Raw genomic sequence first — 16,935 nt, 5'->3', positions numbered from 1 at the left:
GGATGGAACATATGAAAAACGAAAGAATTGATAAATTGCAAGAAAGCTGGGAATTAGATACACGCTGGAAAGGGATCACACGTCCATATACAGCTGAAGATGTAATTCGTCTGCGCGGATCGATTGATATTGAACATACGTTAGCGCGCTGCGGTGCAGAGAAGCTTTGGAAATCACTTCATACAGAAGATTATATTAATGCACTTGGGGCATTAACAGGAAACCAAGCGATGCAACAAGTGAAGGCTGGATTAAAAGCAATTTATTTAAGCGGTTGGCAAGTAGCGGCAGATGCGAACCTTTCTGGACATATGTATCCTGACCAAAGCTTATACCCAGCGAACAGTGTACCAGCTGTTGTAAAGCGAATTAACCAAACACTTCAACGTGCTGATCAAATTCAGCATATGGAAGGTAGCGGTGATACGGATTATTTCGTCCCAATTGTGGCAGATGCTGAAGCTGGGTTCGGTGGACAGTTAAACGTATTCGAATTAATGAAAGGGATGATTGAAGCGGGTGCATCTGGCGTGCACTTTGAAGACCAATTATCTTCAGAGAAAAAATGCGGGCATTTAGGCGGAAAAGTATTATTACCGACGCAAACAGCGGTGCGTAATTTAATTTCGGCACGTCTTGCTGCTGATGTAATGGGTGTACCAACAATTATCGTCGCAAGAACAGATGCAGATGCTGCAGATTTAATTACGAGCGATATCGATCCAGTTGATCAAGAGTTTATTACAGGTGAAAGAACGCCAGAAGGGTTTTATCGTACGAAAGCAGGTCTTGATCAAGCAATTGCACGTGGTTTAGCGTATGCGCCGTATGCAGATCTCGTTTGGTGTGAAACGTCGGAGCCAAATTTAGAAGATGCAAAACGCTTTGCAGACGCAATTCATAAGAAATATCCAGGGAAGCTACTTGCTTACAACTGTTCTCCTTCATTTAACTGGAAACAAAAACTAGATGAAAAAACGATTGCAAGCTTCCAAAAGGAAATTGCATCGTACGGTTATAAATTCCAGTTCGTAACGCTTGCTGGATTCCATTCATTAAATTACGGCATGTTTGAATTAGCGCGTGGTTATAAAGAGCGCGGCATGGCAGCGTACTCTGAATTACAACAAGCAGAGTTCGCAGCAGAAAAAGATGGTTACTCTGCAACGCGCCACCAACGCGAAGTAGGAACAGGATACTTTGATGAAGTAGCACAAGTAATTACGGGCGGTACTTCATCAACGACTGCTTTAAAAGGATCTACGGAAGAAGAACAGTTTACGAAATAATGATAGAAGTAGGTGCCTGTTATAGGCACTTGCTTCTATTTAAAATATCCAATCTAATATAGTGAATATACCAACGATAGCAGTAAAAAGAAGGAATGCGAATAATGCTAGACAGCCCCATGTAAATAGTTTGTCTTTCCATGTTTCTTCATAATCATCAATTAGTTCTTCTACCACTTTTTTCTGCAATGGCTGTAAAGGATGTTCGGTGTGTAGTCCTGTAATAATGTTATGATCTCCTTTGAATTTTAAAGCACGTACAATATGATAAGAGTCGTTTCCCATCGATTGTTCAAATTGTAGACATGCCGCGTGCATAACATCTGTTTTCTCTTTTTCAAGATACCAATACCGTCCAGCCATTTCTGGGTATTGTAATGTAAAGTAAATATCACCGAGTTTTTTTCTAAGTTCTAATTCATTCGGATAAGTAGCGATCAGTCCGTGTAATCTATCTCTTGCTTTTCCAAGGTTGTTATTTTCAATATCTTTTTCAATTCTCTTTAATGTTTTTTCAGGGATTATTTCTGCCATATACGCCTCCTTATTAGAATAGGTGTGATTATATTGTATAAGAAATACTAAAATTTAGAAATTTTATTTTCAAAAAGGATTGTACATTCTATTTTAAGTATGCTATGATAATACCAGTTGAATAATTAAATTAAGCAATCCATATATTATCAAATGCCGAAAACAAACGGGGAAAAGTATGTGAGAACTAGTTTATGTTTCGAATTTGATAATGTGTGGATTCTTTTTTTATACATGAAGACTAAATAATAAAATGTATTTTCTTAGGAGGAAATAATTATGACAGTTACAGGACAAGTAAAATGGTTTAACAACGAAAAAGGCTTCGGTTTCATCGAAGTTCCAGGCGAAAACGATGTATTCGTACATTTCTCTGCAATCGAAACTGACGGTTTCAAATCTTTAGAAGAAGGCCAAAAAGTTAGCTTCGAAATCGAAGATGGCAACCGTGGACCTCAAGCTAAAAACGTAATCAAACTATAATTTTATAGTTTATTATAGAAAAAAGGATGGCTTATGCCATCCTTTTTTTGTTGAATATGCACTGATAATCAGTATGTAAAAAGGCTTTCCGTAAAGGAAGGCCTTTTAGTGTTCTTTCACAGCTTTTTTCTTTTCACGTTTCTTACATTCTGGACATTTAGATTTACGAAAAGGCTTCGCGAAGAACAGTAAAATAAAAAATAAACCGAATATAATACTCGCTGAATTTTTTACGATAACAATGCTACTATTTTTCATTTGAATTGTTGGATGATCTTGCTTTTCTTCCATGAGAGACCTCCGTATATTTGATTTATATTTTAATTATAGCAAAATTAATCACTGTAATTATATGGAAAGTAGAATATGTTAAACATATTACAAATAATATAAATTCTTTTTTCGTATATAGAATCCTCTTTTTATATAATTCACTTCTTTATTATTTGTATATTATTATCAATTGATTTATAGTGTGGTTGATTTATTATAAGTATTTGTAAAGAATCGTAGAATGTAAACCATTTCCTTTTCGTAGATGCTACTATAAAAGGGAAATGAAGAAGGGAAATTAAACAGCGATCGAAAATTTAAAAAAGAGAGGTGAAAAATCTGTTACTAACAAAAGAGTGGATATAGATAAAAATATTCTTAGCATGCAAAAACTACATACTCTAAGGATATACATGTGTCTATATTTTTAGTAGCAGATAGTAGACTATGGAAAGTAAAGTAGAACGTTATGTCGAAAACTATGTTATAAGCAAAAATACAATGGCCTTACTTCCTGTTGTTCTAGGAGAAAAGAAAGTTGTTACGCGAATTGTTGAAATGGAAGATTCTTTTTTCGTATTTCAAAAGCCTCTCGATATTATAGAGAGAAGTTGCCGGAAACATGGTTCTAGTTTCTTTGGAAGAAAAGAAGGAACGAAGGAGTTAACTCGTATTACACATAAAGCTCCTATCGCAATTAGCCCGACAGATCAACTTTATTTTTTCCCTACGTATTCTTATTCTCGAAAAGAGTGTGCGTGGTTGTCTCATTTTCATATTGAAGGTAATAAAGAATTAAAAGATGGAAATCTTATTATTAGATTTATAAATGGTTTCGCTGTGAAACTAGAAATGTCAAAAAGTAGCTTTGAAAATCAGCAAAATCGTACAGCGAAATTGCGGACAGAATATGAAGACCGTAAGAAAAAACAAGGGAATCCTTGCTTTAAAGAGATTGATAAAAATGAAGAATCTAAATTAACACCAGCATATGAGAAAGTGTATTTTGTGAAGGAAAGCGAAGTGTGAGAGGATGGGGAGACCCCCATCCTTTTTATTTGTCCGTTTTTGTCGGAAAGTCGATAAATTCGAAAAATCGCCGATAAAAATCAAATTGTGATCGATGTATTCAGAAAATCATCGATGTAATTTCATTTACCGAAAAAATCATCAAAAAATATTGCTCTTCAAAAAAACAAACGTATAACAAACGTTGTCGAATATTGAAAGATTATCATAGCGTGATAAGGAAGGAATTCTAACGAAAGATATGGAAACTTTAATAAATACATCTCCATATGTCGTATCTACCATTTCCTCTTTCATTTAAGCAATGATACAGTAGAGGTAGTAATTAGAGTAAAGGGGTAAAGTGTAGAATGGATTTTCAAACGATCAAAGAATATTTTTCACCAGAAAATATGGATCATATTGTTGAAAGTTATCGTGCGTTCGGACCGCTTCTCGGTATTGGCTTACCGATGATAGAGGCGCTTATTCCAGCATTGCCACTCATTGTGTTTGTGTTGGCGAATGCTGTTGCATTTGGCTTTTGGTTCGGTTTTCTTTATTCATGGCTTGGGTCAGTAATTGGTGCAATGCTTGTATTTTTCATTATTCGCAGCTTTGGACGAAGTCGTTTCTTTTCTTTTGTAAATAAGCATGAGAGAGTGCGAAAAGCGATGGGATGGATTGAAAGAAAAGGATTCGCGCCAATCTTTGTTATATTTTGTTTTCCGTTTACACCATCTGCGCTTATAAACGTTGTAGCTGGTTTGTCTCGCGTTAGCGTAAAACAGTTTGGACTAGCATTAGCATTCGGAAAGCTTGTGATGATCTTTATTTTAACGTATATCGGTCATGATTTAGTGTCATTTATTCATAAGCCGGTGAAATCGGTTATTGTTGGCGTTGTTATTTTTATTTTATGGTATGTCGGTAAAAAAATTGAGGTAAAGTTAGAACTACATTAGGAAAAGTCTTCTTTGTAAAGAAAAGCTTCATTATTAAAGGGCGAGGGGAGAAGCGAATGAAGAAAACTTTGAAAAAAGAAGGGCTAGAGTGGATAAGAACAATTTTAATTGGTGTACTATTAGCTGTATTTTTTCGAACGTTTTTCTTTTCAACGTACGTTGTGGAGGGGAAGTCAATGATGCCGACATTGCAAGATGGAAATATGCTCGTTGTGAATAAGGTGAGTTATCAAGTAGGGGACTTGAATCGATTTGATGTCGTCGTTTTTCATGCGAATAAAAAAGAGGACTATGTAAAGCGGATTATCGGTTTACCTGGGGATCATATCGAATATAAGCATGATAAACTATATATAAACGGACAATTCGTGGAGGAACCTTATTTAGAGACGTATAAGAAAGAGACAAATGGACGGCAATTAACAGGCGATTTTAAACTAGAAGAGTTAACGGAAGAAAAGTTTGTACCACCTGGTTCTATTTTTGTAGTTGGTGACAACCGCCTTGGTAGCTGGGATAGTAGGCACTTTGGCTTTGTGAAAGCTGATACAGTTGTCGGTAAAGTTGATTTACGATATTGGCCGATTCGAGAGGTACAAACGAATTTTTCAAAAGGCTGATATAATAAAATGAAGTATAGGAAAAGACAAACAGCTCAGTTTGTCTTTTTTCGTGTCCTATAATACAATTATGGTAGCAAACTAACGTTCGTTATGTAAGTGAAAGGTGGGGTTACATGTCACTTCGATTTGTGATTGGTAGAGCTGGAAGTGGAAAAAGTACACTTTGTTTACACGAAGTGCAAGAAGAGTTAAAGCAGCGCCCAAGAGGGAAAACAATATTATATCTTGTGCCAGAACAGATGACATTCCAAACGCAGCAGGCGTTAATTGGGAGCGAAGATGTAAGAGGTTCTATTCGGGCACAAGTTTTTAGTTTTTCGCGATTAGCGTGGAAGGTGCTGCAAGAAGTTGGCGGAGCGAGTCGTCTTCATATTGATGAAGCTGGTGTACATATGTTGCTTCGTAAAATTGTAGAATCTCGTAAAGATGGGCTATCTGTGTTTCAAAAAGCAGCGGAGCAAAACGGCTTCTTTGAACATCTTGGTAGTATGATTGCGGAGTTTAAACGTTACAATGTGACGCCGTCTAACGTATATGAAATGTGGCAACAATTAGACGCGCATAGCAGTAGTGCAGAGCAAAAGCTACTAGCGAATAAAGTGTATGATTTACAGTTACTATATGATGATTTTGAACGTGCTTTAATCGGAAAATATTTAGATTCAGAAGACTACTTACAATTATTAATTGAGAAGCTTTCAGACTCTGAGTATGTAAAAGGCGCGGAAATTTATATAGATGGATTCCATTCATTTTCTCCTCAAGAGCTAGAAATTGTTAGAGGGCTAATGAGATTAGGAACTAGAGTAACAATAACATTAACGATAGATGAAAAAACGTTAGCGCAGCCAGTGAATGAACTAGATTTATTTTATGAAACGACGTTAACGTATGAAAGAATAAAACAAGTAGCGCGTGAAGAGAAAATAGAAGTTGAAAAAACAATTCCACTTATGGGACAGCCGCGTTTTCATTCGCAAGCATTAGCGCATTTAGAAATGCATTATGAAGCGCGTCCAAATGAAAAGTTTCACGGTGAAGCGAGTGTGACAATTAGTACAGCAGCTAATTTACGAGCTGAAGTAGAAGGTGTTGCTCGTGAAATTCGAAGACTTGTGGCGACTGAAGACTATCGTTACCGAGATATCGCAGTCCTTCTTCGTAACGGAGAAAGTTATTACGATGTAATGCGAACGTTATTTACGGATTATAATATCCCGCATTTCATCGATGAAAAACGCCCGATGTCACATCATCCGCTAGTAGAATGTATTCGTTCGGCTTTAGAGATTATTAGCGGGAATTGGCGTTATGATGCAGTGTTCCGCTGTGTGAAAACAGAACTTTTATATCCACTAGACGTAAGAAAAGAAGCGATGCGCGAAGAGATGGATGAGTTCGAAAACTACTGTTTAGCGTACGGTGTACAAGGGAAGAGATGGACTTCTGAAGATCCGTGGATGTATCGTCGTTATCGTTCTCTTGATGATGCGAGCGAAATGATAACAGACAGTGAGCGTGAAATGGAAGAGAAAATAAATCGACTTCGCGACGTTGTAAGAACGCCAGTTATTCGTATGCAAAAAAGACTGAAGCGTGCTGGAACAGTTATGCAAATGTGCGAAGCGGTATATTTATTTTTAGAGGAGCTTGACGTTCCGAAAAAACTAGAAGCATTACGTATTCGTGCAGAAGAAAGCGGAGATTTCTTATTTGCGACAGACCATGAGCAAGTATGGGAAGAAGTGATGAGCCTTCTTGATACGTTCGTTGAGATGCTTGGCGAAGAGAAGATGTCCCTGTCTATGTTTACTGATGTAATGACGACAGGTCTTGAGGTGCTTCAATTTGCGAACATTCCGCCGTCACTAGATCAAGTGTTAGTTGCTAATATTGATCATTCTAGATTATCAGATATTAAAGCGACGTTCATTATCGGCGTAAATGAAGGTGTGATTCCAGCAGCGCCTATGGATGAAGGTATGCTTTCTGATGAGGAAAGAAATGTTCTCACCGCTGCAGGTATCGAATTAGCACCAACGACGAGACAAACTTTATTAGAAGAACAGTTCGTTATGTATCAAATGGTGACGAGAGCATCTGAGAAGTTATACATTTCCTGTCCGCTTGCGGATGAAGAAGGAAAGACGTTACTTGCTTCTAGTTTTATTAAGAAAATAAAAAGAATGTTCCCTGATGTGAAAGAATCGTTTATTACGAATGATGTAAATGACTTATCGCGTTCGGAACAAATCTCATATGTAGCAACGCCAGAAGTAACTTTGTCTTACGTCATGCAGCAACTGCAAACGTGGAAGCGCTACGGATTTGAAGGCAATTTAGACTTTTGGTGGGACGTATATAACTTCTACGTTACTTCAGATGAATGGAAGCAAAAAAGTAGCCGCGTGTTATCGAGTTTATTCTACCGAAATCGTGCACAGAAACTAAGTACAGATGTAAGTAGGGATTTATATGGAGATACAATTAAGGGAAGCGTTTCTCGTATGGAACTATTTAATCGCTGTGCGTACGCTCATTTTGCTCAGCACGGTTTATCGCTAAGAGAGCGTGATATTTTCAAACTTGATGCGCCAGATATCGGTGAGTTATTCCATGCAGCGCTGAAGAGAATTGCAGACAAGCTATTACGTGAAAATCGTACTTGGGCGGATTTATCAATAAAAGAGTGTGAGCACCTTTCTGCTTTAGTAATAGAAGAAATTGCACCATTATTACAAAGACAAATTTTATTAAGTTCAAACCGTCATTTCTATTTAAAACAAAAACTACAACAAATCATTTTCCGTACATCACTTATTCTTCGTGAACATGCGAAGTCGAGTGGCTTTGTACCAGTTGATTTAGAAGTACCATTCGGTATGGGCGGGGCTGGATCGCTTCCGCCAATGGAATTTGCGTTGCCAAATGGTGTGAAGATGGAAGTAGTTGGCCGTATTGACCGTGTTGATAAGGCGGAAGATGAGAGTGGTACGTTCCTTCGTATTATTGATTATAAATCAAGTTCGAAAGCGTTAGATTTAACAGAAGTGTATTACGGACTCGCACTTCAAATGTTAACGTATTTAGATGTTGTTACTTCAAATGCACATACGTGGATGAAAAAGGGCAGTACTGCATCACCGGCGGGTGTATTGTATTTCCATATTCATAACCCGATTGTTGAGATGAAAGGCGATGCATCTGAAGAAGAAATTGAGAAAGAAATTTTAAAGAAATTTAAAATGAAAGGGCTCGTACTAGGAGATGCTGACGTTGTTCGTTTAATGGATAATAAACTTTCAACAGGAAGCTCTGATATTATTTCTGCTGGTCTGAAAAAAGATGGTAGTTTTAGTGCGCGTTCTAGCATTGCAAGTGAACAAGAGTTTAACGTACTTCAAAAATATGTACACCACTCGTTTGAAAATATCGGAAAAGACATTACAGAAGGTGTTATCGATATTGCTCCTTACAAAAAGGGGAATAAAGCGGCATGTACGTTCTGTAACTTCAAATCGGTTTGTCAATTTGATGAATCACTTGAAGATAACCAATTCCGTACGTTAAAAGATATGAAAGATAGCGAAGCAATGGAGAAAATTAGAGAGGAGGTTGGCGGAGAATGATAGAAAATTGGCCTCAGAAACCAGAAGGTAGTCAATGGACAGATGACCAGTGGAAAGCGGTTGTAGCGAACGGACGTGATATTTTAGTCGCAGCGGCAGCTGGATCAGGGAAAACAGCAGTATTAGTTGAACGTATTATTAAAAAGATTATAAGTGAAGAAAATCCAGTCGATGTCGACCGCCTGCTCGTTGTAACATTTACGAATGCAGCGGCGCAAGAAATGAAAAATCGAATTGGGGAAGCGTTAGAAAAAGTATTAATTGATGGGACAGGTTCACAGCATATAAGAAAGCAGCTTAGCTTATTAAATAAAGCTTCCATTTCTACCATTCATTCATTTTGTTTACAAGTTATTAGAGGATATTATTACATGCTTGATGTCGATCCTCGTTTTCGTATTGGGAACCAAACAGAAAATGAGTTATTAAAAGAAGAAGTGCTAGATGACATATTAGAAGAAGAATATGGAATCGAAGATAATAGTATTTTCTTTGAATTAGTTGATCGTTATACGAGTGACCGTAGTGACGATGACTTACAACGAATGATTTTAGCGCTTCATACAGAATCAAGAGCACATCCAAACCCGGAGAAGTGGCTTGATAAATTAGTAGAAGCATACGACGTTGAAGGAAAGACGATTGAAGATTTAGTGTACGCTTCTTACTTATTAGAAGATGTGAAGTTTCAGCTTGAAACAGCGGAAAAGCATATTCGTAAGGCGACTGAACTCGCAATGCTTCCTGATGGTCCAGCGCCTCGCGTTGAAACTTTACAAGCGGATTTAGCTTTACTTGGAATGTTATCATCAGCAGCTCGTGGGTCGTGGACAAGCGTTTATGAAGCGATGCAAAATGTATCGTGGCAAACATTAAAGCGTATTAAGAAAAGTGATTACAATGAAGATGTTGTAAAACAAGTAGATTCTCTTCGTAATAAAGCGAAAGATGAAGTGAAGAAATTACAGGAAGAGCTATTTAGCCGCAGACCTGAAAGTTTCTTACGAGATTTTCAAGATATGCATCCTGTATTAGAAAAACTCGTGAAGCTTGTAAAAGTATTTACAGAGCGTTTCCAAGCGATTAAGCGAGATAAAGGAATGGTCGATTTCACAGATTTAGAGCATTTCTGTTTGCAAATTTTAAGTGAGCAAAGTGAAGACGGTGAAATGAAGCCGTCAGCAGTAGCACTTCAATATCGTAATAAATTTGCTGAAGTACTAGTCGATGAATATCAAGATACGAATTTCGTACAGGAATCAATTATTAAATTTGTAACGAAAGATTCTGAGAGTGAAGGAAACTTGTTCATGGTTGGTGACGTAAAACAGTCAATCTATCGTTTCCGACTAGCAGAGCCTGGTTTATTCTTAGGAAAATATAAACGTTTCACACAAGAAGGATTGGACGGCGGAATGAAGATTGACTTAGCGAAAAACTTCCGTAGCCGTCATGAAGTGCTAGCAGGTACGAACTTTATCTTCAAACAAATTATGGGCGAAGAAGTCGGAGAAATCGATTATGATGCTGACGCTGAATTAAAGCTAGGTGCTAGCTATCCAGCAGGTGAAGATGTAGCGGCAGAACTACTATGCATTCAGCAAACTGAGGAAGAAGTGCAAGACGGTGAAGAAGGTGCCGAAGTAGAAAAAGCGCAGCTTGAAGCTCGTCTTATGGCGCAGCGTATTAAAGCGATGGTTGATTCAGATTATGAAGTGTATGATCGTAAAACGGATAGTATGCGCCCTGTACAATACCGTGATTTCGTTATTTTACTTCGCTCCATGCCATGGGCGCCGCAAATTATGGAAGAGTTAAAACTACAAGGAATTCCAGTATATGCTGACCTTGCGACTGGTTACTTTGAAGCGACAGAAGTAAATATTATGATGAACGTATTCCGCGTTATTGATAATCCGGTGCAAGATATTCCGCTTGCAGCTGTACTTCGTTCACCGATCGTTGGACTAAACGACGAAGAACTTGCGACGCTTCGTGCTCACGGAAAGAAAGGCTCGTTTTATGAAGTGATGAGCTCATTCTTAAAGGGAGCGCCGCTTGAAGAAGAACAAGAACTGCATGATAAATTAGAGTGGTTTTATAACTTACTGCAAGGGTGGCGTGAATTTGCGCGTCAACAATCGCTTTCCGATTTAATTTGGAAAGTGTATGGTGAGACAGGCTATTACGACTTTGTCGGCGGTTTACCAGCCGGAAAGCAAAGGCAGGCAAACTTACGCGTACTATATGACCGCGCAAGACAATATGAAGCAACATCGTTTAGAGGATTATTCCGCTTCTTACGTTTTATTGAGCGTATTTTAGAACGCGGAGATGATATGGGAACGGCGAGAGCTCTTGGAGAACAAGAAGATGTTGTTCGCATTATGACGATTCATAAAAGTAAAGGGCTAGAGTTCCCAGTCGTATTTGTAGCTGGACTTGGTCGCCGTTTTAATACACAAGATTTAATGAAGCGTTTCTTACTTCATAAAGATTTCGGTTTCGGTTCACAATTTATCGATCCTCGTAAACGAATTAAATATACGACATTATCGCAACTAGCGATTAAGCGTAAAATGAAGATGGAATTAATTGCGGAAGAAATGCGCGTACTATACGTAGCGTTAACACGTGCAAAAGAGAAGTTAATTTTAATTGGAACGGTTAAAGATGCAAATAAAGAAATGGAAAAATGGCTCGATGCAAGAGAGCATAGTGAATGGTTATTACCAGACCATATACGTGCCGGAGCGTCATGTTATTTAGACTGGATTGCACCTTCATTATATAGACACCGTGATAGTGAAATGCTGCTTGAATTAGGACAAGGAAATATTCCAGGTGAAATTTATGAATATAGTGCTAGCTGGAAAGTAGAAGTTGTTGAAGGAAAAGATCTACTTGCACCAGAACCAGTTCAAGAAGAGAAACAAGAGTTATTAGAAGCGCTTCGCGATAAAAAAGCTGTTCCGTTAGAAAGTGAACGGAAAGAAGAAGTGTACGACAGATTAATGTGGAAATACGGGTATGAGGACGCAACATCTCACCGTGCGAAACAGTCTGTTACAGAAATAAAGAGAAATTATCAATCTGAAGAAGGTAGCGATAACGCCTTTATTAAAAAACTTCGTGCACCAATTAAAACACGTCCACGCTTTATGGAGAAAAAAGGACTAACGTACGCAGAGCGAGGGACAGCAGTCCATGCCGTTATGCAGCATGTAGATTTGAAGAAACCAATTACGATTGAAGTTCTTCAAGAGCAAATTGCAAGAATGGTAAATAAAGAACTATTAACATTTGAACAAGCTGAAGAAATAGCGATTGAAAAGGTAATTTCATTCTTTGACAGTGACTTAGGTAAAAGGGTATTAGCAGCAAAAAGTGTTGAGCGCGAAGTACCATTTACGATGATGCTTGCAGCAGAAGAGGCGTATCAAGATTGGCAAGGTAAGAGCGACGAAACAATACTTGTCCAAGGGGTTATCGACTGCATGATCGAAGAGGAAGACGGAATTACTTTAATCGACTTTAAAACAGATACGATTGAAGGAAAGTTCCCAGGCGGATTTGATCAAGCGAAACCAACTTTAGAAGACCGATACAAAGTGCAGCTTTCACTATATGCAAAAGCACTCGAGAAAAGCTTAAAACATCCTGTGAAAGAGAAATGTTTATACTTCTTTGATGGGAATCATGTTGTAAATATTGAGGAATAGAGCTTAGAGAGGGGTTATGGATTATGGCGACGTTAAGAACTTGTGATCAAGGACACGAGTACTACAAAAGTAGCGATTGTCCAACTTGCCCAACCTGTGTGAAAGAGAGAAAGCCAAAAAAAGGATTTCTTTCTCTTCTTTCAGCACCAGCAAGACGAGCGTTAGAGCACCATGGAATAACGACTGAAGCAGAACTTTCAAAGTACAGTGAAAAAGAAGTTTTGAAACTGCACGGTATAGGTCCAGCATCTTTACCTAAATTGAGAACGGCTTTAGAAGATAAGGGATTATCATTTAAATAAAGAAAAACTAATTAGTAGCGGGGAGTAGCATCTTCACTAATGATTAGTTTATATAAGCGAATGGATTATAATATTAAGGAAGGAAGTGCAACACGATGGATTTTGAAACAGTAATGCAAGAGCTTGAAACGCTCGGTAAGGAACGAACTAAAAAAATATACATATCTAATGGTGCAAAGGATCCACTTTTTGGCGTAGCTACAGGTGCTATGAAACCAATTGCAAAGAAAATAAAAATAAATCAAAGTTTAGCTGAAGAGCTGTATGCCACAGGTAACTACGATGCGATGTACTTTGCAGGCATTATCGCAGACCCAAAAGCTATGAATGAATCGGATTTTGATCGTTGGCTGGCTGGGGCGTACTTTTATATGCTGTCCGATTATGTGGTGGCAGTAACTTTATCAGAATCAGATTTTGCACAAGACGTTGCTGATAAATGGATTGCAAGTGGTGACGAACTAAGAATGTCAGCGGGATGGAGTTGCTACTGCTGGCTTTTAGGGAATCGAAAAGACAATGAATTTTCCGAAAGTAAGATTGCCAATATGCTAGAAGTTGTGAAAAATACAATTCAAGATGCGCCAGAACGAACGAAATCTGCTATGAATAATTTTCTAAACACCGTGGGGATTTCATATGTGCCGCTACATGAAAAGGCAGTTGAAACAGCAAAGGAAGTAGGCATAGTAGAACTAAAACGGGACAATAAGAAAAGCAGTTTTCTAAATGCTTACGAAAGTATTCATAAAGAACTTGATAGAGGAAGACTCGGGTTCAAACGTAAATATGTAAGGTGCTAAAAATTAGGATTCTGAAATTCTGTAAAATATTCAACTTTTGTATAAATACATCTATTCCTTTATTCTAGAAAAGGACGCTATTTTTTGAATGAAACTTAGATTTTCAAATGACTTTATTGCTATAAATTTAACCCCGTCCTAAATTTAGAACGGGGTTGTGCTTGTTTGAGCTTTTAAAATATAATAAATTTATTTTCATTTTATAAAGAGAGTAAATATCATAAGAGGTATATATCTGTGTGGAAATAAACAATTGAAGGGGAATGTGCATGGATCCCATTAAAGAGAAATTAGATTTATTACGTAATGAAATAAAAGATATGGGTGGTATGATCGATTTAGATTGGTGCGATAGATTGTTATACCCTTATTATAAACACTTTAATGATAGTAAATTGAGATATCGATCAGGTTCATTGTTAGCATTTTGGGGAATTCTCCTAGAGTGGAAAGATGAAAGTGGATTTCCATTTTATACAGGCACTCAGGAGTATGATTGTCATCATTTTGATATGTATTTAAAGGGATTTCTAAAGTACGCTCCTAAGATTGAGAGGAAATTTCCGAATATTTATCTTGTTATTGTTGAATCACTGATGGAGTTGGATGAAAGAGAAAGATGGGAAAGTGAATTTCCTAACATATGTAAGGAGTTATTCGATGCTGTTAGGGAGGAACTGTTCCATACTGATGTTACACAGATAAATGATGAGACATATCAAAATGCATATAAAGAAGGGAAAATGCTATATTAAAAGAATATAAGCTTGAATTAAAGTTATCTTTAATAGAAGAAACAGCCCTAGCTCTACACAATATAGAGCTAAGGCTGTTTCTTTTTTACGCTGTTCCAATTTGATCTTGGTCTGCTACATCAGAATCAAATGTATTTGTTGCGCTAACGCCGCTAAAAGTGTTGACGACAAATCCGACATTGGAAGCCCCAGATCCGTTATAAGCTTTCGTATTTTCTTTCGGAGACACGTTATAAAAATCTCCTAAGTTGAAAGAGCCGTTACTGTTTTGAACGACAAGATTTCCTACAACCGAAGGCATACCATCCACCTACTTTACTAAGCTTTTTAATTACTATATGAATTATTTAGAGGAAGGTTCATCAGTAATAAATTGGCGGATTTGTAGCGTGCGAGAATTATTAAAAACATAGTCAACATTGCCGATTTGGAAGCACGCGGAATTTAAAATTGTTCGCAAGTGAACATCATTTACTTCAATAAAAGGGCACTCATTTACAATATTCATTTTTACATCTGTTGTTCGCTTTGGAATTGTAATGTATTCATCTGTAAAGATTTCAAACGCATCAAAACGACCTTCACCTTTTATATAACAAGGGATTTCTCGATGAACGATAAGTGCTCTATTTTTTAATTCTATTTGATTAGCATCCCCGACTTGAAAGACGGCTGCAACCCCCATAGAAATGATAGAAACATTTTGTACAACTGAAATATGACGGAGCATAATTTTTCCTCACCTCAACCTGGAGTCGGAGGGACATCTGTTACTAATGGTACAAATGGCCCCTCTGTAACGGATTCGAATGGCGTATCAAGAATAGAAGAAAGGATGAGAAGGTTTGCATCTCCAATTAAAAATAATGCGGAAGAAGAAACCCCGGTCATTTTAATCTGCCCTACTTTTAACTCGCGGTTCACAACATTTAAATTCATACATACTTACTCCTTTCGAAAATTGCCCGGTATGTGTTGAATAAAGGAAAGAAAGGCTTTGTCAATATCTTGTTTCATTGCTTGAATAATGACGTCTCGTAAATAATCGGGATCTGAGGAAATACCCTCATACGATTGAACTTGTGATAAATAATATGGAAGTCTATGTTCCATCTGTTTTTTTATGTCATCCACCATCATTTGTCGATACATCTCATCAAGCGGCGTTCTCTCTTCTTGTTCAAAATGGAGAATGCGACTATATGCTTCTTCATCTAAATAGCGATGCATTTCTTGAAGGATACCTTGATAAAAGTCTGGATTTATTTCTGTTTCAGGATTTACTTTTAGTGTTTCTGTATCTACTTGAAAATCTTCAATTTGTTGCTCTTTTGTTGAAAATGGATTCAAGCCAATATTTAAAGTGCCGTTTAAATTTTCTACTTTTAATTGATCGAATTTATATTCCACTTTTCCTATAGAAGAGGAGGGACGACTTTTTAACTCATTAAGCTCTTCTTGTAGTAGGCGAACTTGCTCTTCAAGATTTAGAATAGTTTGCTGCTGTATTTGGAGAGCTTGCTGAAGTTGGTGTAGGTAAGTGTATATATCTTGATTCATTTTGTGAAACCTCCTTTTCAATAGGGAGGGTATATTCCTGCTATATATTTATGATAATGGTGGTCTAAGAAGAACTAGTTGAAGGTTTAATAGAAATAATTTGTCCTTTCGCATGTAAAGGGCGAAGAGGTTCTGTAAATCCGCCAGTATTTGAGAATTTAGAAAGAGCCTTAATACTACCTGCAGTTCCAATTTGAAAAACGGAAGAGGTCGTAATGCTATCGATTTTAATGCTGTTAATGATGATACTTTGGTTCACATAAAAATTCAATGCAATCGCCTCCTTTAGTTCGAACCGATTATTGCTTGATCAATTACATCTGAATCATTGACAGTCGTTGAGCTTTGATAATTGTAGACAGAGACGTTATCCCCAACATTAAATGAACCTGCTCCGGCAAAAGCGCGTGAATAACTAATAGGCCTAATCGCAAATACATCTCCAATATGAAAAATACCACTTGATCCAATATTAACGATACGAATATGTCCGACCATAGCTGGCATACAAAACACCTTTCATTTTTAAAATTTTCTTTTCTACTATTGTATGGGCGTTTTCAATAAAATGTGTATTTTTTTGAAATAAAAGAAACACATACGTTATTGCGTATGTGTTTCGAACATTTGAGTATGTGTGCAATCTGTATGTATAGGCCAAACAACATTTAAGAGCCTGTCCAGTTCTTGGCTACAATCTACTGTTTTTTGAGAAGTCATTCCGTAGCGTTCAGCAAAATAGATCATTTTTTCGCGTTTTTTTTCGATAGCTTGCTCAAACATTGAAATCGGCTCCATCTCTCAATAAATTTTATGTATATATGTAGTACATATTATACAAAAATTCCATAAAAAAGAAACATCTTCGCTAAAAAAAGTATAATTTCTACATTTTATGTCAAATAACGGATGAGGAACGAATATAAGGAGGGAGGAATATTGTAAAAATTAGCGTGCGGGAGAAGGTTTTTTTTTTAAGGATGCGAATA

General features: G+C 37.2%; 19 protein-coding genes and 1 pseudogene. 11 read left to right on the top strand and 9 right to left on the bottom strand.

What is annotated here, in order from left to right:
* The first annotated feature begins 11 nt into the window (after nucleotides 1-11).
* Nucleotides 12-1,289, top strand: a complete 1,278-nt coding sequence (gene aceA, locus ACE38F_RS22395; protein ID WP_002149914.1) for an isocitrate lyase — start codon at nucleotides 12-14, stop codon at nucleotides 1,287-1,289.
* A gap of 39 nt (nucleotides 1,290-1,328) precedes the next feature.
* On the opposite strand, the gene ACE38F_RS22390 is transcribed toward aceA, so the two are convergent.
* The gene (locus ACE38F_RS22390) at nucleotides 1,329-1,823 is read right to left on the bottom strand and encodes a DUF6584 family protein (protein ID WP_375370263.1); all 495 of its coding nucleotides are present in this window, start codon (nucleotides 1,821-1,823) and stop codon (nucleotides 1,329-1,331) included.
* Nucleotides 1,824-2,102: 279 nt separating this feature from the next.
* On the opposite strand from ACE38F_RS22390, the gene cspA reads away from it, so the two are divergent.
* The gene (gene cspA, locus ACE38F_RS22385) at nucleotides 2,103-2,306 is read left to right on the top strand and encodes an RNA chaperone/antiterminator CspA (RefSeq protein ID WP_002011282.1); all 204 of its coding nucleotides are present in this window, start codon (nucleotides 2,103-2,105) and stop codon (nucleotides 2,304-2,306) included.
* Nucleotides 2,307-2,411: 105 nt separating this feature from the next.
* On the opposite strand, the gene ACE38F_RS22380 is transcribed toward cspA, so the two are convergent.
* The gene (locus ACE38F_RS22380; RefSeq protein ID WP_002011281.1) at nucleotides 2,412-2,597 is read right to left on the bottom strand and encodes a hypothetical protein; all 186 of its coding nucleotides are present in this window, start codon (nucleotides 2,595-2,597) and stop codon (nucleotides 2,412-2,414) included.
* A gap of 293 nt (nucleotides 2,598-2,890) precedes the next feature.
* Here ACE38F_RS22380 and ACE38F_RS22375 point away from each other — a divergent pair.
* The 9 genes and pseudogenes from ACE38F_RS22375 to ACE38F_RS22335 form a co-directional block, all read left to right on the top strand.
* Nucleotides 2,891-2,977 (top strand): annotated as a pseudogene (locus ACE38F_RS22375) (RNA-guided endonuclease TnpB family protein); the annotation flags it as partial.
* 49 nt (nucleotides 2,978-3,026) lie between these two features.
* Nucleotides 3,027-3,608: a competence protein ComK gene (locus ACE38F_RS22370; RefSeq protein WP_215555532.1), complete on the top strand. Its 582-nt coding sequence runs from the start codon at nucleotides 3,027-3,029 to the stop codon at nucleotides 3,606-3,608.
* Nucleotides 3,609-3,958: 350 nt separating this feature from the next.
* Nucleotides 3,959-4,552 carry a TVP38/TMEM64 family protein gene (locus ACE38F_RS22365; protein ID WP_002158925.1) on the top strand — a complete coding sequence of 198 codons (594 nt, stop codon included), beginning with the start codon at nucleotides 3,959-3,961 and terminating at the stop codon, nucleotides 4,550-4,552.
* Between the two features lie 56 nt (nucleotides 4,553-4,608).
* A complete protein-coding gene (lepB, locus tag ACE38F_RS22360) occupies nucleotides 4,609-5,172 on the top strand; it encodes a signal peptidase I (protein ID WP_215555534.1) in 564 nt (187 codons plus the stop codon).
* A 116-nt stretch (nucleotides 5,173-5,288) separates the two neighbouring features.
* The gene (addB, locus tag ACE38F_RS22355) at nucleotides 5,289-8,804 is read left to right on the top strand and encodes a helicase-exonuclease AddAB subunit AddB (RefSeq protein WP_375370262.1); all 3,516 of its coding nucleotides are present in this window, start codon (nucleotides 5,289-5,291) and stop codon (nucleotides 8,802-8,804) included.
* On the top strand, nucleotides 8,801-12,526 hold the full coding sequence (addA, locus tag ACE38F_RS22350) for a helicase-exonuclease AddAB subunit AddA (protein ID WP_375370261.1): 3,726 nt from the start codon (nucleotides 8,801-8,803) through the stop codon (nucleotides 12,524-12,526). Before addB ends, addA begins: the two co-directional genes overlap by 4 nt.
* Before the next feature lie 23 nt (nucleotides 12,527-12,549).
* On the top strand, nucleotides 12,550-12,828 hold the full coding sequence (locus ACE38F_RS22345) for an RNA polymerase alpha subunit C-terminal domain-containing protein (protein ID WP_341307435.1): 279 nt from the start codon (nucleotides 12,550-12,552) through the stop codon (nucleotides 12,826-12,828).
* 95 nt (nucleotides 12,829-12,923) lie between these two features.
* The gene (locus ACE38F_RS22340; protein WP_215556568.1) at nucleotides 12,924-13,631 is read left to right on the top strand and encodes a DNA alkylation repair protein; all 708 of its coding nucleotides are present in this window, start codon (nucleotides 12,924-12,926) and stop codon (nucleotides 13,629-13,631) included.
* Between the two features lie 269 nt (nucleotides 13,632-13,900).
* Nucleotides 13,901-14,386, top strand: coding sequence for a hypothetical protein (locus tag ACE38F_RS22335; protein ID WP_375370260.1), 486 nt, complete (start codon nucleotides 13,901-13,903; stop codon nucleotides 14,384-14,386).
* A gap of 85 nt (nucleotides 14,387-14,471) precedes the next feature.
* On the opposite strand, the gene gerPF is transcribed toward ACE38F_RS22335, so the two are convergent.
* From gerPF to ACE38F_RS22300, 7 genes are all read right to left on the bottom strand, one after another.
* Complete coding sequence (gene gerPF / locus ACE38F_RS22330) at nucleotides 14,472-14,687, bottom strand: spore germination protein GerPF (RefSeq protein WP_001141570.1); 216 nt, start codon at nucleotides 14,685-14,687, stop codon at nucleotides 14,472-14,474.
* Nucleotides 14,688-14,729: 42 nt separating this feature from the next.
* The gene (locus ACE38F_RS22325) at nucleotides 14,730-15,116 is read right to left on the bottom strand and encodes a spore germination protein GerPE (RefSeq protein WP_215555539.1); all 387 of its coding nucleotides are present in this window, start codon (nucleotides 15,114-15,116) and stop codon (nucleotides 14,730-14,732) included.
* Between the two features lie 14 nt (nucleotides 15,117-15,130).
* A complete protein-coding gene (gerPD, locus tag ACE38F_RS22320; RefSeq protein WP_002087035.1) occupies nucleotides 15,131-15,325 on the bottom strand; it encodes a spore germination protein GerPD in 195 nt (64 codons plus the stop codon).
* 6 nt (nucleotides 15,326-15,331) lie between these two features.
* Nucleotides 15,332-15,946, bottom strand: a complete 615-nt coding sequence (gene gerPC / locus ACE38F_RS22315; protein WP_215555540.1) for a spore germination protein GerPC — start codon at nucleotides 15,944-15,946, stop codon at nucleotides 15,332-15,334.
* A gap of 64 nt (nucleotides 15,947-16,010) precedes the next feature.
* Nucleotides 16,011-16,217, bottom strand: a complete 207-nt coding sequence (gene gerPB / locus ACE38F_RS22310; protein WP_001012507.1) for a spore germination protein GerPB — start codon at nucleotides 16,215-16,217, stop codon at nucleotides 16,011-16,013.
* 14 nt (nucleotides 16,218-16,231) lie between these two features.
* Nucleotides 16,232-16,453: a spore germination protein GerPA gene (gene gerPA / locus ACE38F_RS22305; protein ID WP_001111190.1), complete on the bottom strand. Its 222-nt coding sequence runs from the start codon at nucleotides 16,451-16,453 to the stop codon at nucleotides 16,232-16,234.
* 96 nt (nucleotides 16,454-16,549) lie between these two features.
* Nucleotides 16,550-16,729 (bottom strand): aspartyl-phosphate phosphatase Spo0E family protein, encoded by a 180-nt coding sequence (locus ACE38F_RS22300; protein WP_002087032.1) that lies wholly within the window; start codon nucleotides 16,727-16,729, stop codon nucleotides 16,550-16,552.
* Between the last annotated feature and the right edge of the window lie 206 nt (nucleotides 16,730-16,935).

Origin of the sequence: Bacillus altaicus (assembly GCF_042136375.2) — a bacterium.
Taxonomy (GTDB): domain Bacteria; phylum Bacillota; class Bacilli; order Bacillales; family Bacillaceae_G; genus Bacillus_A; species Bacillus_A cereus_U.
This window is presented reverse-complemented; position numbering and strand designations above follow the sequence as displayed.